This window comes from Bacillus sp. JZ34 (assembly GCF_053903205.1).
The window spans coordinates 2,488,213-2,514,415 of record NZ_CP096403.1; the positions used below are offsets into that span (position 1 = coordinate 2,488,213).

Annotated in this window: 25 protein-coding genes; all 25 read right to left on the reverse strand. The window is 47.0% G+C overall.

Annotated features, from left to right (window positions below; genetic code table 11):
* Positions 1-78: 78 nt before the first annotated feature.
* The 25 genes from yfmH to rnpM all read right to left on the reverse strand — a co-directional run bounded on the left by yfmH (position 79) and on the right by rnpM (position 26,200).
* On the reverse strand, positions 79-1,365 hold the full coding sequence (gene yfmH, locus M1D90_RS12545) for an EF-P 5-aminopentanol modification-associated protein YfmH (protein WP_020451450.1): 1,287 nt from the start codon (positions 1,363-1,365) through the stop codon (positions 79-81).
* A complete protein-coding gene (gene yfmF / locus M1D90_RS12550) occupies positions 1,362-2,642 on the reverse strand; it encodes an EF-P 5-aminopentanol modification-associated protein YfmF (protein WP_020451449.1) in 1,281 nt (426 codons plus the stop codon). Before yfmF ends, yfmH begins: the two co-directional genes overlap by 4 nt.
* A 139-nt stretch (positions 2,643-2,781) precedes the next feature.
* Complete coding sequence (locus M1D90_RS12555) at positions 2,782-3,987, reverse strand: MFS transporter (RefSeq protein WP_149208610.1); 1,206 nt, start codon at positions 3,985-3,987, stop codon at positions 2,782-2,784.
* 138 nt (positions 3,988-4,125) lie between these two features.
* On the reverse strand, positions 4,126-4,851 hold the full coding sequence (locus tag M1D90_RS12560; protein WP_020451447.1) for a GntR family transcriptional regulator: 726 nt from the start codon (positions 4,849-4,851) through the stop codon (positions 4,126-4,128).
* 132 nt (positions 4,852-4,983) lie between these two features.
* Positions 4,984-7,332, reverse strand: a complete 2,349-nt coding sequence (locus M1D90_RS12565) for a DNA translocase FtsK (RefSeq protein ID WP_023857194.1) — start codon at positions 7,330-7,332, stop codon at positions 4,984-4,986.
* 119 nt (positions 7,333-7,451) lie between these two features.
* Entirely contained in the window at positions 7,452-7,667 is a 216-nt protein-coding gene (locus tag M1D90_RS12570) for a YlzJ-like family protein (protein WP_003181904.1), read from the reverse strand.
* Positions 7,664-8,410 carry a ClpP family protease gene (locus M1D90_RS12575; RefSeq protein WP_020451445.1) on the reverse strand — a complete coding sequence of 249 codons (747 nt, stop codon included), beginning with the start codon at positions 8,408-8,410 and terminating at the stop codon, positions 7,664-7,666. Before M1D90_RS12575 ends, M1D90_RS12570 begins: the two co-directional genes overlap by 4 nt.
* A 101-nt stretch (positions 8,411-8,511) precedes the next feature.
* On the reverse strand, positions 8,512-10,176 hold the full coding sequence (gene rnjB, locus M1D90_RS12580; RefSeq protein ID WP_020451444.1) for a ribonuclease J2: 1,665 nt from the start codon (positions 10,174-10,176) through the stop codon (positions 8,512-8,514).
* A 147-nt stretch (positions 10,177-10,323) separates the two neighbouring features.
* The gene (gene dapA / locus M1D90_RS12585) at positions 10,324-11,193 is read right to left on the reverse strand and encodes a 4-hydroxy-tetrahydrodipicolinate synthase (protein ID WP_020451443.1); all 870 of its coding nucleotides are present in this window, start codon (positions 11,191-11,193) and stop codon (positions 10,324-10,326) included.
* 30 nt (positions 11,194-11,223) lie between these two features.
* A complete protein-coding gene (gene dapG / locus M1D90_RS12590) occupies positions 11,224-12,438 on the reverse strand; it encodes an aspartate kinase (RefSeq protein ID WP_020451442.1) in 1,215 nt (404 codons plus the stop codon).
* Between the two features lie 90 nt (positions 12,439-12,528).
* The gene (asd, locus tag M1D90_RS12595) at positions 12,529-13,569 is read right to left on the reverse strand and encodes an aspartate-semialdehyde dehydrogenase (RefSeq protein ID WP_025811420.1); all 1,041 of its coding nucleotides are present in this window, start codon (positions 13,567-13,569) and stop codon (positions 12,529-12,531) included.
* A gap of 126 nt (positions 13,570-13,695) precedes the next feature.
* Positions 13,696-14,289 (reverse strand): dipicolinate synthase subunit B, encoded by a 594-nt coding sequence (dpaB, locus tag M1D90_RS12600; protein WP_025811418.1) that lies wholly within the window; start codon positions 14,287-14,289, stop codon positions 13,696-13,698.
* The gene (gene dpaA / locus M1D90_RS12605) at positions 14,286-15,185 is read right to left on the reverse strand and encodes a dipicolinic acid synthetase subunit A (protein WP_020451439.1); all 900 of its coding nucleotides are present in this window, start codon (positions 15,183-15,185) and stop codon (positions 14,286-14,288) included. Before dpaA ends, dpaB begins: the two co-directional genes overlap by 4 nt.
* Positions 15,186-15,328: 143 nt before the next feature.
* Complete coding sequence (locus M1D90_RS12610) at positions 15,329-15,589, reverse strand: YlmC/YmxH family sporulation protein (protein WP_003181887.1); 261 nt, start codon at positions 15,587-15,589, stop codon at positions 15,329-15,331.
* Positions 15,590-15,673: 84 nt separating this feature from the next.
* Positions 15,674-16,903: a M16 family metallopeptidase gene (locus tag M1D90_RS12615; protein ID WP_025811414.1), complete on the reverse strand. Its 1,230-nt coding sequence runs from the start codon at positions 16,901-16,903 to the stop codon at positions 15,674-15,676.
* A 36-nt stretch (positions 16,904-16,939) separates the two neighbouring features.
* Positions 16,940-17,902 carry a polysaccharide deacetylase family protein gene (locus M1D90_RS12620; protein ID WP_026579722.1) on the reverse strand — a complete coding sequence of 321 codons (963 nt, stop codon included), beginning with the start codon at positions 17,900-17,902 and terminating at the stop codon, positions 16,940-16,942.
* A gap of 146 nt (positions 17,903-18,048) precedes the next feature.
* Complete coding sequence (gene pnp, locus M1D90_RS12625) at positions 18,049-20,166, reverse strand: polyribonucleotide nucleotidyltransferase (RefSeq protein ID WP_020451436.1); 2,118 nt, start codon at positions 20,164-20,166, stop codon at positions 18,049-18,051.
* A gap of 201 nt (positions 20,167-20,367) precedes the next feature.
* Entirely contained in the window at positions 20,368-20,637 is a 270-nt protein-coding gene (rpsO, locus tag M1D90_RS12630; protein WP_003181879.1) for a 30S ribosomal protein S15, read from the reverse strand.
* Positions 20,638-20,821: 184 nt separating this feature from the next.
* Positions 20,822-21,781, reverse strand: coding sequence for a bifunctional riboflavin kinase/FAD synthetase (gene ribF, locus M1D90_RS12635; RefSeq protein WP_020451435.1), 960 nt, complete (start codon positions 21,779-21,781; stop codon positions 20,822-20,824).
* Between the two features lie 15 nt (positions 21,782-21,796).
* A complete protein-coding gene (gene truB, locus M1D90_RS12640; protein ID WP_025811410.1) occupies positions 21,797-22,726 on the reverse strand; it encodes a tRNA pseudouridine(55) synthase TruB in 930 nt (309 codons plus the stop codon).
* Positions 22,727-22,797: 71 nt separating this feature from the next.
* Positions 22,798-23,151 (reverse strand): 30S ribosome-binding factor RbfA, encoded by a 354-nt coding sequence (gene rbfA, locus M1D90_RS12645; protein WP_003181873.1) that lies wholly within the window; start codon positions 23,149-23,151, stop codon positions 22,798-22,800.
* Positions 23,152-23,169: 18 nt separating this feature from the next.
* The gene (locus M1D90_RS12650) at positions 23,170-23,448 is read right to left on the reverse strand and encodes a DUF503 domain-containing protein (protein WP_020451433.1); all 279 of its coding nucleotides are present in this window, start codon (positions 23,446-23,448) and stop codon (positions 23,170-23,172) included.
* Positions 23,445-25,601, reverse strand: a complete 2,157-nt coding sequence (infB, locus tag M1D90_RS12655) for a translation initiation factor IF-2 (RefSeq protein WP_020451432.1) — start codon at positions 25,599-25,601, stop codon at positions 23,445-23,447. The genes M1D90_RS12650 and infB overlap by 4 nt, the downstream gene beginning before the upstream one ends.
* 19 nt (positions 25,602-25,620) lie before the next feature.
* Positions 25,621-25,923: a YlxQ family RNA-binding protein gene (locus M1D90_RS12660; protein WP_020451431.1), complete on the reverse strand. Its 303-nt coding sequence runs from the start codon at positions 25,921-25,923 to the stop codon at positions 25,621-25,623.
* 4 nt (positions 25,924-25,927) lie between these two features.
* A complete protein-coding gene (rnpM, locus tag M1D90_RS12665) occupies positions 25,928-26,200 on the reverse strand; it encodes an RNase P modulator RnpM (RefSeq protein WP_020451430.1) in 273 nt (90 codons plus the stop codon).
* Positions 26,201-26,203 lie beyond the last annotated feature (3 nt).

The following is a 26,203-nucleotide window of genomic DNA, read 5'->3' on the forward strand; positions in this document are numbered from 1 at the left end:
CCACCTTTCCGTTCAAAAGAAGAAAGGTTCAGCGTGCATCGGAAAATCTCCTGACACGCTGAACTTTCAGACCTTGCTTTATGATTTTGGAACGACTTTGCAGACGGTGATTCTGTCTTCTTCGATTTCTTCCTGAATGACGCGGTGAACGTCCTCAAGCGTAATCGATTCGAGTACAGTGACGATATCAAACAGACTCGTCTCCAGAAAAGCGTACCGTGTAAACTGGTTGGCGATATACTCAGGCGAATTCATCGATTTTAAGAAATTGCCGATTTTTTTCTTTCTAGCCAGCTCCAGCTTTTCGGCTGTGATCGTTTCTTTCGCCTTGAACAGCACTTGTTTCAGCTCCTCGGCAAGCTTGTCGGGCTCAGGCGTATCGCCGCCGACAGAAACGAAACCAAATCCGTGTTCTTCAGTATAGTCATAGCTGAATGTCTCATCGATATATCCTTTTTCATAAATTCTTTCATAATCGCTGGAGCTTTTGCCGAACAGGCACTCGAGAATGAGGTTGATGGTCAGCTCATGCTTCAGCAGGGCTTCTCCCGTATTCATCGGATGAGCGCTTTTTAAACCGACGAGGCACTTTGAGCTTTGAACATTCATTTTAATTTCCTGTTCTTTTTTGAATACGGCTCCAGGCTCTTCAACTTCTTTGCGAACGATTTCAGGCTGGTCTGTATACGGCTTTTTCTGCTGATTTTCGCGGACCTGGCGGATGATCGCTTCGGGATCGACCGGACCAACGACAAACAGCAGCATATTGCTCGGGTGATAGAACGTCTCATAGCATTCGTACAAAAGGTCTTTTGTAATATGCGAGATGCTTTCGATCGTGCCTGCGATATCAATCCGGACAGGATGCTCCTGGTACATGTTTTCGATCAAGCCGAAAAACAGACGCCAGTCTGGGTTGTCGTCATACATGTTGATTTCCTGCCCGATGATGCCTTTTTCCTTCTCAACCGTTTTTTCCGTAAAGTAAGGGTCCTGCACAAAATCGACGAGCGTTTCCAAGTTTTCTTCCACGTTGGACGTGCTCGAAAACAGGTAGGCCGTTCTGGTAAAGGAGGTAAACGCATTTGCCGAAGCTCCCTGCCTGCTGAATTGCTGAAAAACATCGCCGTCTTCTTTTTCGAAGAGCTTATGCTCCAAAAAGTGTGCGATTCCGTCAGGCACACGGACCATTTCTTCTTTTCCGAGCGGGACAAATTGATTGTCAATCGATCCGTATTTTGTTGTAAAGACCGCATATGTCTTGTTAAATCCTTCTTTCGGAAGAACATAGACATCGAGGCCGCCAGGCATTTTTTCGTAATATAATGATTCCTTCAGCTGTTTAAATTCGATCGTTTTCGTCAAGATGCTCCCTCCGTCCCTTTGAGAAAGTACGTTGTATCCAAATCGATTTTCTTCCCGACTTCGATAATCTCGGCTTTTCTGACGTTGTCGATTCGTCCAAGCCAGTCTTCAAGAGAAAATTCGGTTTGGGCGGCAGCCTGCTGATAAATAAATTCGACTAAGCCGTACGGTGTATCAAGCGTTTCAAGAATCTGGTTTTTAATGACCGCTTTCGTCTGGTCGATCGCTTCTTCTGTAAAGCTGCCTTTTTTCATTTCCTGGAACTGCTCCTTGATGATGTCGACGGCTTTTTGATAATTGCCGACTTCAATCCCCGACATCACCATCATCAGCCCTTTAAAGCTTTCGATTCTGGAAGCCGCATAATACGCAAGGCTGGCCTTTTCCCTGACATTAATAAACAGCTTTGAATGTGAAAATCCGCCAAACAAACCGTTAAACAGCTGAAGCGCCGGATAATCATCATCCGTAAAATGCGTTCCCGTCCGAAATCCCATGTTCAGCTTGCCTTGCTTGACATCCGCATCCTCGACGACTTCCTGAGGCTCCTTTGCGCGGATTTGCTCAAGCTTGGGAACGGGTCTCAGCTCCCGCTCGTTTACTTCGAAGTATTTGGAAATGTACGAATCCACCTGCTGTTCATCCACATCCCCAACGACGTAAATGTCGAGCTGGTCTTCTGTGACCGCTTTTTGATAAGCTTCATACAGGCTTTGAGGCGTGATGCCGTCCACATCATCAAGCTCTCCGTTGACGTGAAGCGCGTATGGCTCATCTTTGCACATCACCTGAATCAGCCTCAAATTTGAATAACGCATTTTGTCGTTATATACCGCCTGTATTCTTTGCTTTAGTGTGCGTTTTTCCTGAGACACGTACAGCGGCAGAAAAGCTCCGTCTTCAAGCGCCGGCGAAAAAATGATCTCTGACAAAAGCTCGAGCCCTTTTTCCAGAAGCGGTGTCTGATCCTTTAAAAATTTTTCGTTTGCGATATCGAGCCTGAATGTAATAACATGCATTTCCCCTTTTTTGGAGAGATCGCATGATACGGAAGTGCCGTAAAGTTCATCAAGATACATTCTGAGTTCTGAAGTTTTGGGGCGGGTGCCCGTTCCCCGCAAAAGCACATGCGGAAAAAGCGCCCTCTCTGTCACATCTTCCTTTGTTAAAGGAGCAAGCATTTTAAAAATAATCGAGACGGTTTTGAATTTTTCCGTTTTGACGATGTGGCTTGTCAATCCGCGGTGCTTTCTTTTTATTTCGTTAAGGTATGTCATATAGAACCTCCTTCGTCCTTGTTTATATTATGTATTATGACCACATTTCAGCATATGCGCTTGGACTGTATGGTTGTAATTATATCAACTGGAGGAGATTTAAGGAAACTAAAAACCTTATGAAAAAGACGGTGCAGATTTACACCGTCTTTGCCGCTTCACTTTCGTCTTCTTTCGGGTCGATATTAAACAGCACAAGCGCTAAGGCGGCTAAACCGCACAAAAGCGATACGATGAATATCAGCCAATCCGCATTTGTCATCATATAGGCGAAAACCGGCGGTCCGAGCGCAACCCCGATAAACCGCATACTGTTGTAAAACGAAGATATCGTGCCGCGTTCTTCTTTTTCAATTCCCTCGGTAATCAGCGCATCCAAAGAAGGGAGTGCAATTCCGATCCCGATGCCGCCGATGGACATAAATAAAAACAGCGGGTAAAAGCTGTGGTTCCACCACAAACCGGCAAACGACAGAGACAGCAGGACCATGCCGGTCAGTACGCAGGCCTTCATTCTGATTTTGTCGTTTCCGATCAGCTTTCCGGCAAGGTAGGAGCTGACGGAAAGGAAAAGCAGCGGAATGCTGAGAAGCGCTCCTTTTGCAATCCCGTCAATTTGATGCTGCTTCTCCAATGTATCCGACAGGTAGAAGAGAACTCCGAATAAAAGAAACATAATGATCCCGCCGATGACAAAAATGGAAACAAGCCATCGTCCTTCCCGTTTAAATATCTCCTTTACGTTTTTTGCGAAGTTTTTTAATGTTTGCTTTTCATCATCTTTGTCCTTCGGTTTGGGAACAAAGAACAAGACGAGAAAAAAGCTGGCAAGAGACACGACCGGAATAAACCAAAATGGCATGTACCAAACCCAAGATGCTAAAAAAGCCCCTAATATCGGGCTTAATACTTTACCGGCAGTATTGGCCGTCTCTATATCTCCGAGTCCCGCGCTGATTTCTTCATCATTTTGAAAAAGATCGCCGATAAACGGCATGACGATCGGCGCTGCGCCGGCTGATCCGATACCTTGAAGGACGCGCCCGGCTAAAATCATCGCAAACGGATCTTCGAAAAAAGTTGAAGCCAAACCTGCCAAAGCTCCTCCAGCTCCCGCGATTACAAGACATGGGAGCATGATCTTTTTTCTTCCGAACCGGTCTGACATATAGCCGGTAATCGGGATGCATAAAATCGCCACGATAGAGTAAACCGTGATGATCAGCGACACTTGGAACGAAGAAATGTTTAATTTTTTTTCGATCATCGGCAAAACCGGAATCAACATCGAATTGCCTAGCGTCATCACAAGCGGGACCGAAGACAGCGCAACAATGCTTTTCATGTCTTTTTTTCTGCTCAACTTTTTTTCACCCAATTCATCAGTATTTCCATCTGTTATTGTTCCGTGTTGCGGGCTTATTTATGTATGGGCGCTAATGGGCAAAAAAAAAACAGCCGCTCCTAATCGAGCGCCCGTATATCAAAAACGTTTTCTGACGACGTGAAATCTGAATTTATCGGCCCGAAAATAGTTTAAAGAATATAAAACGGGCTTATCGTTTTGGTCATAATGAGTCTGTTTGAGCAGCAGCAAAGATGTTTCAGGATCGCATTCGAGAATTTGAGAAATGGTGTCGTGATACCCGATCGGCACAATATCGGCAACAGCATAGCTGATCACGGCGCCGGATTTGTCCTCAAGCCATTCAAACATCGATTCCTGCTCGTGTGAAAAGCCTTCCGGGAGGATATCCACAGGTATTTTATCAAGACAGTAGACAACAGGCATTCCATTTGCCGTTCTCACCCGCTCAAGCAAAAAGATCTCGGTTTCTTCCGCATATTGAAACCGGAGCATATCTTCTTCGGTAGGAGCGGTAACCTGTGAAGACATAAAAATGGTTCCCGGCGTCATGCTTGCCTGCTCGATCATTTTTGTGACGCTGTTCAGCTGCTCAATACCAGATAGAAATAACGGTCTGGCATTTACAAAGCATCCGACCCCGTGCCTTCTGATGATGACGTTTTCTTCTTCCAGCATTCTAAGCGCTTCACGCAAAGCCGTTCTGCTCACACCAAGCATCTTTGACAGCTCAAACTCAGACGGGAGCCGTTCATTCTCGCAAAAGACCCCATTTTGAATATCATCTTTTATCCGATCAATCACTTTTAAACATAACCGTTGATTGTCAGCTTTTATCGACATGTTTTCCCTCCGTCTGACAGATCAGATTCAAATTACCTTTAATTGAGGATAACTATATCATGTTTTGTCAAATAAATAAATAGACGTTTTCCAGTTTACATAATGAAATTATGTAAAACAAGAACTCTCTTCTTAAGAAGAGAGTTCTTCATATTGCTCTTTTGACAAGAGGACTTCACGGGGCTTTGAACCTTCATAAGGGCCGACGATTCCCCGCTCTTCCATGGCATCGATAAGCCGCGCCGCTCTTGTGTAGCCGATGCGGAATCTCCTTTGCAGCATGGACACGGACGCCGTCTGCATGCTGACGACAAGCGCAACCGCTTCGTCGTAAAGATCGTCTGTCACTTCGCTGACCGTTTCCTGCGTCTCTTCTGGAATCATTTCTTCTTGGTATTGGGCTTTTTGCTGGGTGATGACGTGATCGACAACTTTTTCAACTTCTTCATCTGACAGGAAGGCCCCTTGGACGCGGAGCGGTTTGTTGGCGCCGACAGGCAGGAACAGCATGTCCCCTCTGCCGAGAAGTTTTTCAGCGCCTCCCATATCAAGAATCGTTCTGGAGTCTGTCTGCGACGATACGCTGAAAGCGATCCTTGACGGAATATTGGCTTTAATAACCCCTGTAATGACATCGACCGAAGGCCGCTGCGTCGCGATGATCAGATGGATTCCCGCCGCCCTTGCCATTTGCGAAAGCCTTGTGATCGAGTCTTCCACATCAGAGGAAGCGACCATCATCAGGTCGGCAAGCTCGTCCACGATCACAATGATGTATGGCAGCTCCGGCTGCTTTGCTTCTTCTGCGGCATTCATCCGTTTAATATAGTCGTTATACCCTTCGATATTTCTCGTTCCCGTGTGAGAAAACAATTCGTAGCGCCGCTCCATTTCGTTGACGACTTTCTTCAAAGCCTGCGATGCTTTTTTCGGATCTGTCACGACGGGCGCGAGCAAATGCGGAATCCCGTTGTAGACGTTGAGCTCGACCATTTTCGGGTCGATCATCATCATCTTCACTTCGTGGGGCTTTGCCCTCATCAAAATGCTTGTAATAATCCCGTTGACACAGACGCTTTTCCCGCTTCCTGTCGCTCCTGCAACAAGAAGATGGGGCATTTTGTTCAGCTCTGCCAATACAGCTTCTCCGGAAATGTTCCGGCCGAGTCCGATCATCAGCTTTGCATCCGGCCGGTCATTCAGTTTCGATTCGAGCACTTCTTTCAAGGAAACCATCGCGACTTCCGCATTCGGGACTTCGATTCCAATCGCCGATTTTCCGGGAATCGGGGCTTCGATGCGGATATCTTTGGCCGCGAGCGCAAGAGCCAAGTCATCACTTAAATTGACAATTTTGCTGACTTTGACGCCCACATCAGGATAGACTTCATATTTCGTTACGGCCGGGCCGAGATGAACCTGGGTGACTTTCGCCTTAACTCCAAAGCTTTGAAACGTCTTTTCCAGCTTCCTGGCATTGTCGTAAATATTCTTTTTATCCGCCTGCTGCCCTGTGTGCTTCGGCTCATCCAGCAATTGAATCGACGGAAGCTGATAATCCTTGTTTTCAAGCTCTGTGAACGTGATCTCGGGCGCGCCTGTAGCCTGCATGTCCTCACCGGCTTCAGGCTCAGGAGAATGCTCGGCAGGGGCAGGCGCCTGAGCTTCGTACGCTTGAACTTCGGGTTTTTCATCACGGTCGGAAAAGCTTGAAATAATCGGTTCTGACTGAATCACCGGATCTGGATCAAGCTCCGCTTCTTGTACAGGCTCTTCAGACACTTTCGGTTTTCTCTGCGCCTTTTGTTTTTTTCCTGATTTCTTTTTGGGCGAGCTGCTTTTCAATTGTTTAATGTCTGCTAAAAAGGCCTGCCACTGGTTTTTAATGAAGGAGGCGACCGGGGTCATCCATTTGATCAGCGTCTCCTGCAACGAACGGTCCGTAATCAAAAGAAGGCCGATCAAGATCAGGAAGACGGCGATGATTTTAGACCCTGCAGATGCAAACAGAAAGTATGACGCCGCAAATAAAACGGCTCCAATCATTCCGCCTCCAAGATCAGGTGATCCTGTCTCGCCTTTTACATCCATCAGAAACAGCTCCCACGTATTTTGGATTACGCTCGGAGACTGAACGATTCCCCTTTCGGTCAAATGCTGAAACAGCTGGACATGGGAAAGAAGCAGCATGCTTGCGATGATGCAGTAAAGGCCCGCTTTTCTCCTTGTTAAAAAACTGGGTGTTTTCTTCTTCCAAAATAAAGACACACCCGTTAAAAAAAGGCCGAGAAAGCAAAGGATGAACCATTCACCGGCGAAAAAGCGGAACATGTAAATGAACGTTTGCCCTGCTACGCCAAGCTGCAAAACCGCAATAATCGAGATGGCGATACAGATTAATCCGTACAATTCAAATTTAAGATGAATCCGTTTTTTTCCTTGTTTTTGTTTCTTTGTTGATTTTCGTTTTCTTTTTGCCATGTTCCATCACCTTACTGCGTGTTAAAAAATGTAAAAACAAAGAGAAAGCAGCCTTTTTTCGGCTGCGATTTTCCTCTGGATTCCCCTATTATAGCATATTTATCCTTGCGACACTTCAGCTATTTATAAAATGTCAGTTTAAGCGTCTGCCCAGGTGCTGTTTCTTGTTTTAAAAAATCCATCGGGTTCGTGCTGAGAACTTGGACGACTCTTGCTTCCTCTCCGTTCATTTCGACTAAAAGGGGCACGCCGTTGACATCGATCTGTTTTAAGTTCGAGTTTTCCGCCTGCCCTGCGAACACGATTTCCTGCGGCATTGTCGTATACAGAATCATTGGATCATCCCTTCCTGGGCGCCTTTGTTTTGTTCGATTAATTCATTCAGCTTTTGAATCGCCTGTCCGACTCCGCCGGTTTCATCGATTAATCCGTATTTCACGGCATCGTTTCCTACGACATTCGTCCCGATATCGCGGGTCAAATTGCCTTTTGAAAACATCAGTTCTTTAAATTTGTCTTCCGATATGTTCGAATGACTTGTCACGAAATTGATGACCCTTTCCTGCATTTTATCGAGATACTCAAATGTCTGCGGCACACCGATGACAAGCCCTGTCAGTCTGACCGGATGGATCGTCATCGTCGCTGTTTCAGCGATATAGCTGTGGTCGCAGGACACCGCAATTGGAACTCCGATTGAATGTCCGCCGCCCAGCACGATAGAGACCGTCGGCTTTGACAGAGACGCCAGCATTTCCGCAATCGCAAGACCCGCTTCAACGTCTCCTCCGACCGTGTTTAAGATGATGAGCAGCCCTTCGATTTTAGGATTCTGCTCTACTGCAACGATCTGGGGAATCACGTGTTCATATTTTGTTGTTTTATTTTGGGGAGGAAGCTGTACGTGACCTTCAATTTGCCCGATAATGGTCAGACAGTGAATGTTGGTATCCTGACCCATTTGCGGGAGTGTCGTTTCGCCGAGCTGCTGGATTTTGTTGACGAGACTGTCTTTTGCGTCCGGCTTAGCCGGCTGCTCCCCCTGGCTGTCCCCGTTTTGTATCCGGTTTGAGTCCATCTGGCTCACCTCTTTCTCGAGTTTCTTTTGTATTATGGACAATGGCGTTTTTTTCATTCAACGCAAAAGGCATGAAAAAAACCAAGAGAAATCTCTTGGTTTTATACTTCCATGATGATTGGAATGATCATTGGTTTTCGTTTCGTTTTTTCGTATAGGAACTGGTTTAGTGCGTCACGCATCGCCTGTTTTAAGGCGGACCATTCGACGACGGCGTTTTCTGTGCTTTCGTTGACGAGTTCCCTGACAAGTTCCGTCGCTTCAACGATCAGCTGTTCAGATTCTCTGACATAGACAAAACCTCTCGTGATAATTTCGGGTCCTGATACAAGATGTTTTTTCTTTTTATCAAGGGTAATCACAACGATTAAGATTCCGTCCTGGGACAGAAGACGGCGGTCTCTGAGCACGATATTGCCGATGTCGCCGACACCGAGTCCATCGATCAAAATATTGCCTGAATGCACTTTATCGCCGATTTTCACGTTTTGTCCGCGGAATTCCACGACGTCTCCTTTTTCAATCAGGAAAATGTCGCTCCGTTTCATACCGATTTCTTCGGCAAGCTTGGAATGCGCTTTTTGCATTCTGTATTCACCGTTTACGGGGATTAAATACTTCGGCTTCAGCAGGTTGAGCATCAGCTTCAGTTCTTCCTGACAGCCATGGCCTGATACATGGACGCGTTTTTGGGCGAAAACGACCTGCGCGCCCGCTCTTGTTAAGAGGTCGACCGCTTTGGAGTAGACAAGCTCCTGACCCGGAATAGGGGAGGATGCGATCAGGACGGTATCCCCTTTCTCAATGTCGAGCTGCTTATGCCCTTGTTTTGCGATCCTGGTCAATGCGGCGAGCGGCTCTCCATGGTTGTCCCCTGTCAAAATCGCGACTTCTCTTTTCGGATACTTTTTAACTTCCTGGACAGGGATGAACAGATCTTCATCTGCCGTGACATACCCGAGCTTCATCGCCAGCTGGAGTATCGTCGAAATATTTTTTCCTGAAACCGCAAGCTTCCTGCCGTTTTGGAGCGCGGCATCAATGACCTGCTGAATCCGGTTAAAGTTAGACGCGAACACGGCAATAATGACGCGGTTTTCGGCATTGTACATTACATCGGATATCTCTCCGCCGACGACTGCTTCTGAAGGCGTATAGCCCGGTTTCTCAGCATTGGCACTGTCGGAAAGCAGGCACAGCACACCGCTGTTGCCGATTTTGGCAATTTCGCCGATGTCGCTTGTCTGGTTTAAAACAGGTGTCTGGTCAAATTTAAAATCGCCAGTGCACACGATGGACCCGAGGGATGTTTTAAAGCTGACACCGACGGAATCCGGAATGCTGTGATTTGTTTTAAAGAATGACACCTTTGTCGATTCAAATGTAATAACAGATTTTGAATGAATTTCTCTTAAATCGGGCTTTTTGTTTACACCGTACTGCTTCAGCGTTTCCTTTAAAAGGGCGAGCGTCAGCTTCGTTCCGTAAACAGGCACAGAAAGTTTGTTCAGGCAGTAAAATACGCCGCCGATGTTTTCCTCATGCCCGTGTGTGAGAAAAATCGCCTTTACGCGGTCAGATCGTTCAATTAAATATGAAATGTCAGGAATGACCACATCGATACCCAGCATTTCATTTTCTGGATGCATGAGACCGGCGTCAACCACGAATATGTCAGAATCGATTTCAATGACATAAAGGTTTTTTCCGATCTCTCCGACGCCTCCTAAGGCGATGATTCTAATATTTTCTGTATTTTTTTTCAAATTGTAATCCTCCTAATCTAAGTACCCGTCCATCATCACTTGTCCCTATTATACCTGAATCTAAATTTAGAAAACAAGAACCATTATGTATATGACAAACGGTCATCCCCTCCAAAAGAGAATGACCGTTTTCGTCCGTATTGTTTTTTACAGGCCGTTCATCAGGCTGCTTAAACGGAGTCGTTCATCTTCATTTAGCGGAATCAAAGGGAGCCGGACGGACCCGACATCAAGACCCTTCAGCTGAAGAGCCGTCTTTAATGGAGACGGATTCGGTGCGGCAAAAAGCCCTTTCATCAGCGGAAGCAGCTTTTGGTGGATCAAAGCAGCCTGAGCCGTGTTCCCCTCTGTATAATGTTTGATCATTTCCTGCATTTCCGGTCCGATGATATGTGATGCAACGGAAACGATTCCTCTCGCTCCTACGGACAAGGCCGGCAGTGTCAGGCTGTCATCTCCTGAATAAACGGCAAAGTCCTCAGGGGTTTCAGCTACGATTTTTGTAATCGCATCTAAGTCGCCGCTCGCTTCTTTAATCGCAATGATATTCGGGATCTCCGCAAGGCGGATCGTCGTTTCCGGTGCGAGCGAAGCAGCCGTTCTTCCCGGTACATTATAAAGCATGACAGGCAGTGACGTTTCCTCCGCAATCGCTCTGAAATGGCGGTACATGCCTTCCTGAGAAGGCTTGTTGTAGTACGGAGTGACGAGCATGACGGCGTCAGCGCCGGCTTCTTCAGCTTTTTTCGTCAGCTTGATCGACGCTTTCGTGTTGTTGCTTCCCGTGCCGGCGATGATCGGGACGCGGCCTGCCGCTTCCTTGACGGAATATTGAATGAGCGCTACCTTTTCTTCTTCGGAAAGCGTCGGCGATTCTCCGGTTGTTCCGGCAACCACCAGGGAATCCGTCCCATTGTTTATTAAATAATCGATCAGCTTTGACAGTTTTTGAAAATCGATATTTTCATTTTTGTCAAAGGGCGTAACCATTGCGGTTGCGATATTTCCGAAATTCATTTTTTTCACCTCATCATGATTCAATCATATTTATTTTGACAGTTCAAACACTTCATGCAACGCATTCACGGCCGTCGCCATATTTTTCTCGTGCACGAGCACCCATATCGTCGTATGGCTGTCAGCAGACTGCAAGATCGGAATGCCTTTTTCTGATAAAGCGGTAACGATTTTTGAGGTAACGCCCGGAACGCCCATAATTCCCGCGCCAACTGCTGACACTTTCGCGCAATTTCTTGTCACGGCCGGTTCATAGCCCAATTCTTTCAGGATGCCAGAGGCGCGGTCGGTCATGTTTCCAGCCACCGTGTAGACAATTTCACTTGGTGTAATATTGAAGAAATCGACGCTGATGCCGGCATTCGCCATCGCTTTAAACACTTCAGTCTGTACGTTATATTGTCCTTCTTTTGCCGGGACTTTAAACTGTGTCACGTCTTTCACATGGGCGATGCCAGTGATAAGCCGCTCAAAAACGTCGCTTCCGGCTTTTGAGTTGTGATGGCTTGTGACGAGCGTGCCCGTCTCGTTTGAATAGGTTGAACGCACGCGGATCGGCACTTTCGCCTGCATTGCGATTTCAACGGCTCTCGGGTGGATCACCTTGGCCCCCTGATAGGCTAAATTACAGATTTCCGTATAGGTAATCACAGGCAGCGGCTTCGCTTTTTCAACGATGCGCGGATCAGCGGTCATGACGCCTTCGACATCTGTATAAATATCGATAAATTCCGCGTCCAGCGCCGCGCCGAGCGCAGCGGCCGATGTATCGCTTCCGCCGCGGCCGATCGTTGTAATGTCCCCTTTTGCAGTCGCGCCTTGGAAGCCTGCGACGACAACCGCATCATGGTCGGCCAGCATGCTGACAAGCCGCTCCGGCTTCATTTCGAGAATCTTTGCATTCGTATGGTTGTTGTCCGTTAAAAAGCCCGCTTGCGCACCGGTTAAAGCAGCTGCTTTAATCCCGTTTTCCAAAAGCATGCTGGCGAACACAACAGAGGAAATCGTTTCTCCGCATGATAAAAGCATATCCTGCTCGCGCTCGGTAATCGTATCCTGTCCGCCGTAAAGCAGATCAAGCAATGAATCAGTCGCATACGGATCGCCTTTCCGGCCCATGGCCGATACGACGACAACCGCTTTGTATCCTTCATTGACCGCTTCCTGAATATGGCTTAAGGCAAGCTTTCTGCCGCGGTCATCTTTTACAGACGTTCCGCCGAATTTTTGAACGATGATTTTCACTTTATTTCACTCCAAGTTGATTTCGGACGTAACAGAAGAGAGCAGGCTTTCATTTTTGCCTCACTCTCTTCTCACATCCCGTTAGAAATCTTAAACTAAATTTAAAGCTTTTAGGCTTTCTGCGATTTGTACGGAATTCCATGCTGCGCCTTTCAGCAGGTTGTCGGAAACGATCCACAGATGGAAGCCGTTCGGGCGGTCAAGGTCTTTTCTCACCCGGCCGACAAACACGTCTCTTTTACCTACTGCATCTGCAGGCATCGGATAGACCTGTTCAGCCGGATCATCCTGCAGAACGACGCCTGGAGCTTCTTTTAACAGATTTTTAATATCTTCTGCTGTCACATCATCACGGTCTGTTTCGATGTAGACGGATTCTGAATGCCCTGTTGCAACCGGCAGTCTGACACATGTGGCTGAAACTTGAAGCTCAGGCATGTGCATGATTTTTTTCGTTTCATTTATCATTTTCATTTCCTCAAACGTAAAGCCGTTTTCCTGAAATTTATCGATTTGAGGAATAGCGTTAAATGCGATTTGGTAGTGTTTTTCATCACTCTTCACCGGCATGATCTCAGGCTCGAACGGTTTGTCGTTCAAAATGGCTTCGGTTTGCCCGTAGAGCTCTTTTACCGCTTCGTTTCCGGCTCCCGACACCGCCTGATAAGTCGACACGATGATTTTGTTTAAACCGAAAGCCTTGCGGATCGGTTCGAGCGCAACAACCATCTGGATTGTTGAACAGTTCGGATTTGCAATAATGCCGTTGTGCTTGTGCAAATCTGCCTCATTGACCTCAGGTACGACGAGCGGAGTGTTTTGGTCCATTCGGAATGCGCTCGTATTATCAATAACGATCGCCCCGCGTTTGACAGCCTCGTGAGCAAGCGCCTGCGAAACGCTTCCCCCAGCGCTGAAAAGCGCGATGTTGACGCCTTCAAAGCTCTCTGGACGAGCTTCTTCTACAGTGTACTCTTCGCCTTTGAAAGTCTGCTTCGTACCTGCTGAACGTTTTGAGGATAATAAAGTCAGTTTATCCAGTTCAAAATTCCTGTCTTCTAGTGTTTTTAACATTTGCTGTCCTACAGCGCCTGTCGCACCAACTACTGCTACATGTAATCCTCTGCCCAATTGTAAAACTCCTTCCACCTTAATCGTCGTAAACGATTGGTTGACTATGCATTTTACATTTTATTTTAACATAGATGTGTGCCGTGGTGATTGATATTTTTTGTTACAACTTTATTTTCAAAAGATTTATTGATCACTGTGGACCAGGATAGGCTGCATTTGTTTATGGGAGAGCGCTTCTTCGACCGCCGGCACTAAAAGATCCATTTTGGCGACGAGCGAATTCGGCTTTTTATAAGGATCATCCTGGCCGAACGGAATAAAGTAAACGTTTTTTGCCGCCATCAGCCTCATCAAGTTGACGCCGTTCAAGCCGAGCGCATCATTCGTTGAAATACCGAGGACAACGGGACGGGAGTTTCTCATCGTCGCCTTGGCCGCCATGAGAACCGGACTGTCCGTCTGGGCGTTTGCGAGCTTGCTCATCGAATTTCCCGTCAGTGGCGCAACAACCATGCAGTCCAGCGGAGTTTTCGGTCCGAGAGGCTCCGCTTTCGGAATGGAATCAATGACTTTAAATCCAGTCAGTTCCTCTATTCTCCTGACCCATTCTTCTCCTTCTCCAAAGCGTGTGTCCGTCGACTTGACAGTATGCGTGACGACCGGTCTCACTTCAGCTCCATTGTTGATCAGCGCTTCGATTTGCGGAAATACAGCATCATACGTGCAATGTGAACCCGTCAGACCAAATCCGATTCTTTTTCCTTTGATCGACATTATGACAGCCCCTTTCGGTCGGTTGTTAATTCAGACAAAAGGTTGCACAAAACATTGGCAATAATCTGTCCCGCCGTTTTAGGCGCGACGATCCCGGGGAGTCCCGGAGCAAGCAGCGCTTTAATGCCTTGCTTTTCAGCAAAATCAAAATCGGTGCCTCCGGGACGGGTTGCTAAATCGAGAATTAATGTTCTGGGTGTCATTCGTGAGAGGACGTGTTTATCGAGAATCAGGCTTGGAATGGTATTGATGCAAATGTCGATATTTTCAACATGCTCTGCAAGTTCGTTTGTGTGGAAAGGAGTGAGGCCCATCTCCAAGATTCTGGCGAGGTGGGCGGAGTCGCGCGCTCCGACTTTTACGCGTGCTCCGAGCGCCGAGAACGACCGGCTGATGCTCATTCCCGTCCGCCCGAGCCCGAGAACCATCACATTCGAGCCGTGAATCGTAAAGTCTGTATGCTGTATGGCCATCATAATGGCACCTTCGACTGTAGGTATCGAGTTGTAAATCGCAATATCGTCTCTTTCAAAGAGCTTGACAAGACGGCGGTTTGCCCCTTTGGCCATGCCGTCTAAATACTGGTTTGAAATCCCTGAATAAATCGCACAGTGAGGCGGAGTTTTTTCTAAATGTTCCTGTTTTAACACCACTTTTTCATTGGAAAAAACAGTCGCAACCGTTCCTTCCATCGATGTGCCTGATACAGGCAGAATAATGCTGTCTATTGTGCCAAAGTCGAGTTCGTTCAGCTTTAGTTTTGTAGCTCCGGTAAACCCGTGATCAAGCTGGTCAAAACCGATTAAAAAGACCTTTGCATCCTGTTCCGTCAGCTTGCGGATGATCTCGAGCTGCCTTGCATCGCCGCCGATGATTGCAATTGTTAATCCGGTTAACATGGCTCTAACATTCACCTTCTTTTTTGACAAGGATCTAATTCATAAGCTAATTTCATCATATGACAAAAAGGAAATAGCGGTGAATTGAAATCCAGAAAAACAAAAAGCCCGCCCCAAGGGACGGGCGGGTGTTCTAGGCTTGCTTATTCTTCTTTTGTCACGCTGCTTTCCGGCACATCCAAAATGATCATATCCGATCCGATTTTTTGAATTTGCGACCAGGGCACCTTGATGTCATTCCCCTGTTTTCTGCCAAGTCCGAACCATTTTACAGAAGGGATAATAAGAGCGGTAATCTGTCCGTCCTGCTCATTGATCTCAAGATCCGTCTGCCCCAGTACCCCAAGCCGTTCAGCCCGCTTAACATCGACGATTTCTTTTCCCGAAAGCTCACTCAGCCTCATGAAAAAACCCCCTTTTGTTATGATGTATGAACCGATAACAAAAAACATGCCTGCCTAAAAAGACAAGCATGTTTTAACGAGGTATTATTTCGGCAGCTCACCCGACGGGCTGATCAATGCAGACGAGTAATCATCGGTGAAAATCCGGTTGGCAAGATTGTTCACACGCTCAAGGCTGACGGCATTCAACTTTTCGATGATTTCATCAAGCGTCCGGTGTTTGCCGAGCAAAAGCTCATTTTTGCCGTTGCGGCTCATTTTGCTGTTTGTGCTTTCGAGACTGAGCATCAGGCTGCCTTTCATTTGCTCTTTGCTGTTTTCAAGCTCTTTCGGTGTAATTCCGTCGCTTTTCAGCACACGCAGTGTTTCATGAATCGTTTCTGACAGAAGCTGAAGCTGATTTGCGCCGGTTCCGGCGTAGATCGTCATCATGCCGCTGTCTTCATAGGAAGTGTGGTAGCTGAACACGGAATATGCAAGACCTTTATCTTCCCGGACATCCTGAAAGAGGCGGCTGCTCATGCTCCCTCCCAAAATATTATTGAGAACGATCAAATCGTAGATTTCCGGGTGACCTGCTTCCAGCCCGTTAAAGCCGAGACAGAGGTGAGCCTGTTCGGTTTCTTTTTTGCGCGTCATTTTCTCATGATGAAAATCCGGTTTTGTCATGCCGGTTCTTTTGCCTTTGGCTTCATATGAGCCAAAGTGCTTTTCAGCTTCTTTTATAAAAGCTTCCGGCACATTTCCGGCTATCGAAATGACGACGCGGTCAGGCGTGTAATATTCGTCCATATATTTTCTGAGCGAATCTCCGTCAAATTCAGCAAGCGTCTCCTCTGTGCCGAGGATCGGATAACCGAGGGAATGGCTGCCGAATGACGCTTTGCTCAAGAGATCGTGGACGATGTCGTCAGGCGTGTCCTCATACATTTTAATCTCTTCATAGACGACGTTTTTTTCTTTTTTCAATTCTTCCTCGTCAAATGATGAATGAAAGAACATGTCAGAAAGCACTTCCAGAGCATAGCTTGCATGCTCATCGAGAACTTTGGCGTAATAGCACGTATATTCCTTTGAGGTAAACGCGTTGACCTGTCCGCCGATTCTGTCGAAAGACTCTGCGATGTCCCTTGCAGTGCGCGTTTTAGTCCCTTTGAAAAACATGTGCTCAAGAAAGTGCGAAATACCGTTAATTTCAGGTGTTTCATGTCTTGATCCGGTTCCAATCCAAACTCCGATGGCCACAGACCGGACAGTGGGATTGTTTTCGAATACGATTCTTACCCCATTTTGACAAGTATACCGTTTAATCAAATTTGTTCCTCCTATTCAAAGAACGGGCCGCACATCCTATTCTTCAACAAGCCTTTTTTCATTCATCAGCTGTGAAACAGTTCCGATTTGATAGCCTTTTTCATGAAGGTTCTGTATCAAAACGGCAAGACTTTTTGCAGTTGGATCTGTCGGATGCATTAATATCATGGCGCCGTTATGTACTTTGCTTAATACCCGTTGCTGTAAGACGGCCGGCTGCGGTTTCTGCCAATCGATCGTATCAACTGTCCACATGATCGTTCCCATCCCCATCTTGTGAGCCTGATCCACAACCTCTTTGCGGAAGCTGCCGCTCGGCGGGGCGAACCATTTCGGCTTGACGCCGAGCGTTTCCTCTATTTGTTCATTTGTCATCCGCAGCTGTTCTGAAATACGTTCTCTCGTCAGTTTGCTCATATCCGGATGATTGTATGAATGGTTTCCGATTTCATGTCCGCCGTTTTGGATGGCTTTTGCGAGCTCGGAGTGATGTTTCACCCATCTGCCCTCCAAAAAAAAGGTGGCTTTGACACGATGCTTTTCTAAAACGGGAAGCATCTCCTGCAAATATTCATTACCCCAGGCGACATTGATAATAAACGATACCATCGGTTTATCCGGGTGTCCGCGGTAGATCGGCTCAGGCTTTAAGGATTCTAAATGAACATCAGGTTTCACTTGATCATAAACGAGCAGCTTCTCATCAAATGCTCCGGCCCGTTTCATTTTTTTGTACGATTTTTCGATGTTTACTTTTAAGCCGTTGTAGCCGGGAATCGCTTTCCATATTTGATCAATTTTCGCATTTTGGGCCTTTACTTCATATTCAGGCGCTTTTTGCAAAAGCTCCTGGTACAATTCGTCCTTCTGAGCGGCAACCGTGACCGCATCTTTTTTCATCGCATCTATGTAATGTTGTGAATACGGACGGTTCATCATCTGATAGGACATCAGCAAAAGAAAGAAAAAAACGGAAACACGAACAATCGTTCTTTTCAATTGTATTCCTCCCTTCCCCACAAAATATGTGAGAAAAGGACAAGATAGAACCGGACCGTTTTCACGGCTTAAAACAAAGAAGCCGGGTTACCCAGGCTTCCTTTTGCTTTGAAGACGAAGACAGAAGCAAGATAAAACACCGTTTTTTACGATTTTTGTTCTTCTTTTTCCTTCTGTTCACGCAGCACAGCTTTTCTTGATAAGTTGACGCGTCCTTGTTTATCGATTTCGGTAACCTTAACAAGGAGCTCGTCGCCGATTTTGACGACATCTTCGACTTTTCCTACCCGTTCGAGCGCAAGCTCTGAAATATGGACCAAACCGTCTTTTCCGCTGAACAGTTCAACGAAAGCTCCGAATTTTTCAATCCGCTTTACTTTACCTAAGTAAAGCTGTCCGACCTCAACTTCTCTGACAAGGTCTTCGATAATTTTCTTCGCTTTTTGGTTCATGCTTTCATCGGTGGAAGAGATGAAGATTGTGCCGTCTTGTTCAATATCGATTTTAACACCTGTATCTTCAATGATCTTATTGATTTGTTTTCCGCTTGGTCCGATGACGTCGCGGATTTTATCCGGATTGATCGACATCGTCAAGATTTTCGGCGCATAAGGAGAAAGCTCTTTTCTTGATTCAGCCAATGTGCTCAGCATGCTTTCAAGAATTTCCATTCTGCCTTTTTTCGCCTGCTGAAGAGCCTCTTCCAAAATCTCTCTTGATAGGCCTTCAATTTTAATATCCATTTGCAGAGCTGTGACGCCTTTGGACGTTCCCGCTACTTTAAAGTCCATATCTCCGAGATGGTCTTCCATACCTTGAATATCGGTTAGGACCGTGTAGTTGTCACCTGATTTAACAAGACCCATTGCGATTCCGGCCACCGGAGCTTTAATCGGCACCCCTGCATCCATCATAGCAAGCGTGCTTGCACAAATGCTCGCCTGGGAAGTTGAACCGTTTGATTCAAGCACTTCAGAGACGAGGCGGATGGTGTACGGGAAGTCTTTTTCAGACGGAACAATCGGCTCAAGCGCACGTTCCCCGAGGGCTCCGTGCCCGATTTCGCGGCGTCCTGGTCCGCGCATCGGCCCTGTTTCCCCGACGCTGAACTGCGGGAAGTTGTAATGGTGCATAAAGCGTTTTGATTCCTCGACACCGAGACCGTCCAAAATTTGTACATCGCCAAGCGCACCGAGCGTACAAATGCTGAGCGCCTGCGTCTGCCCCCGTGTGAAAAGGCCTGAACCGTGTGTTCTCGGAAGGAGTCCGACTTCTGAAGAAAGCGGGCGGATCTCATCGACTGCCCGGCCGTCAGGACGAACTTTTTCCTCCGTGATCAGACGGCGCACTTCATTTTTAACAAGCTGCGACAAAATGTCTTTCACTTGTTTCAGCGTGTCTTCATCGTGTTCCTCTTCTTCAAACTTGGCCAAAACCTCGTTTTTCACTTCGCTGATCGCGTCCTCGCGCGCGTGCTTTTCATGAACCTGGATCGCTTTTAAGAGGTTCGATTCGGCCATTCCCCGCACTTTTTCTTTCAGATCGGAATCGATCTCATACAGGGTGATTTCTGATTTTTCTTTCCCGACAGCGGCGACGATTTCCTCCTGGAACGCAATAAGCCGCTTGATCTCCTCGTGACCGAACATGATCGCTTCAAGCATGATCTCTTCCGGAACTTCGTCTGCTCCTGCTTCAACCATGTTGATCGCATCTTTCGTTCCCGCTACGACGAGGTGAATGTCGCTTTTTTCAAGCTGTTCAAGTGTCGGATTAATAATGAATTCGTTGTCAACCCGGCCTACCGTCACTCCGGCAATCGGCCCTTCAAACGGGATGTCCGATACGGACAGCGCAAGAGACGATCCGAACATTGCCGCCATTTCCGACGAACAATCCTGGTCAACACTCATGACGATGCTGACGACTTGAACTTCATTCCGGAAGCCGTCTGCGAACAGCGGACGAATCGGCCGGTCGATTAACCGGCTGGCGAGAATCGCTTTTTCGCTCGGTCTGCCCTCTCTTTTAATAAACCCGCCCGGAATCTTTCCGACGGCATAAAGTCTTTCTTCATAATTCACGGTTAACGGGAAGAAATCTACGGTTTTAGGTTCTTTTGAAGCCGTTGCGGTGCTGAGCACAGCGGTGTCTCCATAACGCACCATGACAGCTCCGTTTGCTTGTTTTGCAAGCTGGCCGGTTTCTACCGTCAGCTTGCGGCCGGCCCAATCTATGGAAAAGACATGTTTCTCTTGTCCCATTCTTATATGAACTCCTCTCTTCGGATAGTTTTTACGTTACTCCTATTATGAACGAAATGAATTGAACATATCAATGGCAAAGTGCTATGTAAAGAATGAATCGGTGTCATTTAAAATCATTTATATGAACAACGCGTTTTAGAGTTGCCGGATATTCGTTCTTATACGATAAAAAAGCGGGAATCCTCCCGCTTTTTACGATTATCGACGTAATCCTAGTTTGTTGATCAACTCACGGTAACGAGTTACGTCTTTGTTACGAAGATACGTAAGAAGATTACGACGTTTACCTACCATTTTAAGAAGACCGCGACGTGAGTGATGGTCTTTCTTGTGAGTGCGTAAATGCTCGTTCAAGTTGTTGATTTGATCTGTTAGGATAGCGATCTGAACTTCCGGTGATCCCGTGTCAGATTCGTGGGTTTTGAACTCATTGATGAGTTGTGTTTTACGCTCTTGAGTAATTGCCATCCTGTTTCACCTCCATATAATATTAGCCCCGATTACCTAGCAAACGCCGGTGATTCGATTTGCCAAGTGAACGGTTTTAAAGCTACAGACAATATGATACTAGAAATGCGGGCCTAATGCAACCATTTATGATGAAGTTTAGCTATTATCACCATTGTTGACGCGTATTGCCGTTTCCATACATCTAGATTTCGGCCGGCTTCCGCTCTCTGAAGAAGCGGATCGCTTCTTCTTTGTCTCTAGAAATCTGTTCGACAAGCTCGTCAACGCTGCCGAATTTTTTTTCGCTCCTCAGCCGCTTATACCATTCAACCTTAATTTCGGACCCGTATATGTCACGATCAAAATCGAATAAGTTGACTTCGATTGAAGGCTGCCCCGGCCGTTTTTCGTAAAACGTCGGCTTGTATCCGACATTGCAGACGCCGTTGTAGACAGCGCCGCCGATTTCGGCTTTAACGGCATACACACCTGTCGGCGGGACGATGTATGTGTCTTTAAGGCCGATATTGGCGGTCGGAAATCCGATCGTTCGGCCCCTTTTATCGCCGTGGATCACAAAGCCTTTCACATGGTACGGCCTGCCGAGCAGTTCAGCGGCGTACTCGACGTCTCCGGCTCCCAGGACGGTGCGGATTCTCGTGGAGCTCACCTTTTGGTCCTGATTGGAGTATTTTGCGACAGACGTGCTTTTGACACGGCCTTTCGCATACTCCTGGAAGTTTTCCATTGTGCCTTTGCCGAATTTCCCGAAGGTAAAGTCAAATCCGGCTACAACATGAGTAACGTGAAAGCCGAGTATATATTGATCGATAAATTCTTCAGGCGATAGAGAAGCGAATTCAGGGGTAAATGTGACAACGTATAAAAAATCGACCCCTAAATCTTCAATGATGCTGATTTTGTCCTGCAATGGCGTGATTAAATCTTTTGGCTCCCGGCCTTTTTTGAGCACGGCAGAAGGGTGGGGATGAAAGGTCATCACCGCCGTTTTGACCCCTTCTCTTGCCGCGGTGTTTTTTGCTGTAAGAATCACTTGCTGATGTCCCAGGTGAACACCGTCAAAATAGCCTAATGCCATAACTGATGTCGGAAAATCCTCACGCTTCAAGTCGTGTGGGTGGGAAATATGTATCGTCTTCAAGAACGGTCACCTTTTCTATTGTTCGCTTTTTTGCACGAGTACTTTTGCCGGCTTCAACAGGCCGGTTTTGGTCGGATGCGGATAATAGACGGCTGTGCACCGGCCTGCTTCCGTAAAGACCGCAATGCGGTCTTCGCTCGTCAAATGAGAAAAGCTGCCGGGCGTTTCAAGCACCGCTCCATTTTCCACTTTCTTAGCTAATGTATCACTAATTATCCATTTCGGCAAATGATCAAGCGCACGTTCGATGGGGACGAGCTTTTCGGACAATGTTCCACCAGCAATCAAGCCTTCGACGTCTTCAAAGGTCAAGCATTCATCAAGGGTAAAAGGGCCTGATGCGGTCCTGACCAGGTTGGACATATGCGCGGGATATCCGAGCTTCTCCCCGATTGTTACCGCCAAGGTCCTGACATATGTGCCTTTTGAACATGTCACAACAAACCGAAAGCGGGCTTTATCCTGCTCATGGCGAATCTCGGATGTCAGTTCGATATGATGGATGGTGATGGCTCGCTTCGGCCGTTCAACCTCGATACCGGCCCGCGCGTATTCATACAGCTTTTTGCCGCCTACCTTGACAGCGGAATACATCGGCGGGACTTGCTCAATCGTTCCTTCAAGAGATCTCAGGACGCTCTGCACGGCCTGTTCATCAGGCGGCGCTAAGACGGGTTTCTTTTCCGTGACTTGCCCCGTCTGGTCTTCTGTCTCCGTGGAACAGCCAAGCGTGACCTCTGCATCATATGTTTTGGACTTTTCCGTCAAATACTCGACGACTTTGGTTGCTCTCCCGACGCAGATCGGGAGAACGCCCGACACCTCGGGATCCAATGTGCCGGTATGGCCGACCTTTTTTGTTTTCAACAGTTTGCGGATCTTCATGACGCAGTCGTGCGAAGTCATGCCGACCGGTTTATGTAACAGAAGGACTCCGTTATACATTCGTGTTTCTTCGCCCCTTTCTCATTTGGAGCTAAAAAGGACAGGCAGTCGCCCGCCTATCCTTTTTCAGCTTATGATTCTTCTTTGTTTGCGTTCAGCTCGTGAATCAATGTTTCGATACGGTTTCCGTAATCGATCGATTCATCGAACTCAAAATGGATTTCAGGTGTTTTGCGAAGCCTGATTCGGTTTCCAAGTTCGGAACGAATAAAGCCCTTTGCTTTTGCCAGGCCCTTGAGCGTTTCTTCCCGTTTCTTTTCATCGCCTAAAACGGAAATATACACTTTGGCAATTTGCAAATCACCTGAGACCCTGACATCAGTGACTGTTAAAAATCCGATCCGCGGATCTTTCAGCTTTCTGCCGATAATGTCACCAAGTTCTTTTTTCATCTGCTCACCCACACGGGTAGCTCTCATCGTCATGACCATACCACCTCTACGTTAAAACCACTCTGTTCTCGTGATCGTCCGTTCAATTTCCGGAAAAGAGTCGATAAAGCTTAGAACCCGTTGCAGCTCTTTTTCCGTTTGCACGCGAGAGGAAGAAACGGCGGCGATACCAAAGCTTGTGCGCTGCCAAGTGTCCTGGTAGTCAATTTCTGAAACAGAAACGTTGAACTTTGCGCGGATTCTTGTGATCACCCGCTTCAGCACCGCCCGTTTTTCCTTGAGTGATGATGCATCGTAAATGATGCATTCGCATTCAACGAAACCGATCACTTTCTTTCAATTTCTTGCATGACATACGCTTCGATCATATCGCCTTCGCGAATGTCGTTGTATTTCTTAATGGTGATACCACATTCATATCCTTGTGAAACTTCTTTCACATCATCTTTAAAGCGTTTCAGCACATCGACTTCCCCTTCATAGATGACGACGCCGTCGCGGATCAAGCGGATTCCGCTGTCACGTGTGATCGTACCTTCCGTTACATAGCCTCCGGCAATCGTTCCGATTTTAGAGACTTTGAATGTTTGACGGACTTCAACCATGCCGATCACTTTTTCTTCATACTCAGGATCAAGCATGCCTTTCATGGCTGCTTCGATCTCATCGATGACTTTATAAATGATGCGGTGAAGGCGGATATCCACATTTTCGGCTTCGGCGGTACTCTTAGCATTTCCGTCAGGTCTGACATTAAACCCGATCACGATTGCATTTGAAGCAGAAGCTAAAATAATGTCTGATTCGGTAATCGCACCTACGCCTGTGTGGATGATTTTGACTCTGACGCCTTCGACTTCTATTTTTTGCAGTGCTGCAACGAGAGCTTCAGCAGAGCCTTGAACATCAGCTTTGACAACGAGATTAATGTCTTTGACATCGCCTTGTTTAATCTGTTCAAACAAGTCATCAAGGCTGAGCTTCGCTTTATCGCTGCGCTGTTCTTCAAGCTGTTTGGTAGCGCGGGCTTCGCCGACTGAACGGGCTGTTTTTTCGTCTTTGAACACAAGGAACTGATCCCCTGCGTTCGGAACTTCGTTCAATCCGGTGATTTCAACAGGTGTTGACGGCCCCGCCGATTTAACGCGTCTGCCGACATCATTGACCATCGCGCGAACGCGGCCAAATGTGTTCCCGACGACAATCGGATCTCCGACGTGAAGCGTTCCGTTTTGAACGAGCAGTGTTGCGACAGAACCTTTTCCTTTATCAAGCTCGGCTTCGATGACCGTTCCTTTTGCTCTGCGGTTCGGATTCGCTTTGAGCTCCTCGACCTCGCTGACGAGCAGGATCATTTCGATCAGCTCATCGATTCCCTCTCCTGACAGTGCTGAAAGAGGAACGAAAATCGTCTCGCCTCCCCATGCTTCAGGAACAAGACCGTGCTCTGTCAGCTCCTGCATCACCCGGTCAGGGTTTGCCGTCGGTTTGTCGATTTTGTTGACAGCGACGATGATCGGCACTTCAGCCGCTTTCGCATGGTTGATCGCTTCGACCGTCTGCGGCATGACCCCGTCATCTGCAGCTACGACGAGAATCGTAATATCCGTAACTTCCGCACCGCGTGCGCGCATCGTTGTGAATGCGGCGTGGCCCGGAGTGTCAAGGAAGGTGATTTTTTTGCCGTTTTCCTCGATCTGATAAGCGCCAATATGCTGTGTGATGCCTCCGGCTTCGCCTTCGACGACCTTCGTTTTTCTGATGCTGTCAAGAAGCGTTGTTTTTCCGTGGTCGACGTGGCCCATGATTGTTACGACAGGAGGACGGATTTCAAGGTCTTCTTCTTGATCCGGCTCTTCGTATTTTTCGAGCTCGGTTTCTTCAAGGACGATCACTTCTTCGACGTCGACGCCGTATTCTGAAGCGATCAGCTCAACGGTATCTTTGTCAAGATCTTGGTTGATCGTTGCCATAGTGCCGAGAAGCATTAATTTTTTAATGATTTCTGACGGTTCTTTTCCGAGCTCTTCGGCAAGCTGCCCGACCGACATTGAGTTGGTAAATTCGATTTTTTCAGGCAGTTCTTTTTTCGGCTTGAACTGCTTCTCCTGCGGAGATTGATGATTTTTACCGCGCTTGTTCTTTTTGTTATTGTTGTTGTTGTTTTTCTTCTTGTTTTTATTGTTAAATTGAGTATTCTGCACGTTATTCTTCTTTCCGTCTCGATTTTTGTTTGGCTTACTTCCGGCATTCTGTTTTGCGGCTTCTTGCTGCGGCTTTTGTCCGCCTGTACCGGCATCCTTTTTATTTCCCGCAGGTTTAGCGCTCTTCTTGAATTTTTGATCGAGCTGTTTGATCGCATTTTCTTCGATCATCGCCATATGGTTATTGACTTCGATATTCATATCTTTCAATGCCGCGATAATATCCTTACTTGAAACATTTATGGCTTTTGCATATTCATAAACTCTCATTTTAGCCATTCGTTCACCCCCAAAAAAATTAATCGAGCTTTCGGAGCAACGTATTCGCAAAACCTTGATCAGTGACAGCAACAACCACACGGGATTCTTTGCCGATTGAACGGCCCAAAAGCATACGATCTCCGACTTTTTTCACCGGTACATCGTAGTGCCTGCATTTGTCGGTTACTTTTTTCTCCGTGTTAGCCGATGCGTCGTCTGCAAGCAAAACAAGCTTTGCGCGCGAATGCCTGATTTCTTTCACAACCAGGTCTTCTCCGGACACGACCTTTCGAGCTCGATTCGCCAGACCCAGCAAGGAAAACCATTCTGATTCCGACATTTATCTAATTCTCCTTTTCCGCCAGTTCCAGCAGTTCATCAAAAATCTGATCATCAATCTGTGCTTGAAGCTGATTTGCTAAGCTGTTTTTCTTTTTTGCAGTTAAAATGACGTCTTTATCAAGAGTAAGGTAGGCTCCCCGGCCGTTTTTCTTGCCGGTCGGGTCTACGGAAACTTCCCCTTCTTTCGAACGGACGACGCGGATGAGCTCCTTTTTAGGCTTCATTTCCCCTGTTACGACGCATTTTCTAAGCGGGATCTTCTTTCGGCTTTTCACCAA

Bases quoted from the DNA above. Each gene is read 5' to 3' on its own strand.
- M1D90_RS12660 (WP_020451431.1), bottom strand. From the start codon at position 25,923: ATGTCGGAATCAGAATGGTTTTCCTTGCTGGGTCTGGCGAATCGAGCT.
- M1D90_RS12560 (WP_020451447.1), bottom strand. From the start codon at position 4,851: ATGTCGATAAAAGCTGACAATCAACGGTTATGTTTAAAAGTGATTGAT.
- M1D90_RS12570 (WP_003181904.1), bottom strand. From the start codon at position 7,667: ATGATTCTGTATACGACAATGCCGCAGGAAATCGTGTTCGCAGGGCAG.
- dpaA (WP_020451439.1), bottom strand. From the start codon at position 15,185: ATGTTAACCGGATTAACAATTGCAATCATCGGCGGCGATGCAAGGCAG.
- infB (WP_020451432.1), bottom strand. From the start codon at position 25,601: ATGGCTAAAATGAGAGTTTATGAATATGCAAAAGCCATAAATGTTTCA.
- M1D90_RS12610 (WP_003181887.1), bottom strand. From the start codon at position 15,589: ATGAGGCTGAGTGAGCTTTCGGGAAAAGAAATCGTCGATGTTAAGCGG.
- yfmF (WP_020451449.1), bottom strand. From the start codon at position 2,642: ATGACATACCTTAACGAAATAAAAAGAAAGCACCGCGGATTGACAAGC.
- rpsO (WP_003181879.1), bottom strand. From the start codon at position 20,637: ATGGCAATTACTCAAGAGCGTAAAACACAACTCATCAATGAGTTCAAA.
- M1D90_RS12565 (WP_023857194.1), bottom strand. From the start codon at position 7,332: ATGGCAAAAAGAAAACGAAAATCAACAAAGAAACAAAAACAAGGAAAA.
- pnp (WP_020451436.1), bottom strand. From the start codon at position 20,166: ATGGGACAAGAGAAACATGTCTTTTCCATAGATTGGGCCGGCCGCAAG.
- rbfA (WP_003181873.1), bottom strand. From the start codon at position 23,151: ATGACGATGAGAGCTACCCGTGTGGGTGAGCAGATGAAAAAAGAACTT.
- truB (WP_025811410.1), bottom strand. From the start codon at position 22,726: ATGTATAACGGAGTCCTTCTGTTACATAAACCGGTCGGCATGACTTCG.
- dapA (WP_020451443.1), bottom strand. From the start codon at position 11,193: ATGAATTTCGGAAATATCGCAACCGCAATGGTTACGCCCTTTGACAAA.
- M1D90_RS12555 (WP_149208610.1), bottom strand. From the start codon at position 3,987: ATGAAAAGCATTGTTGCGCTGTCTTCGGTCCCGCTTGTGATGACGCTA.
- M1D90_RS12575 (WP_020451445.1), bottom strand. From the start codon at position 8,410: ATGGACTCAAACCGGATACAAAACGGGGACAGCCAGGGGGAGCAGCCG.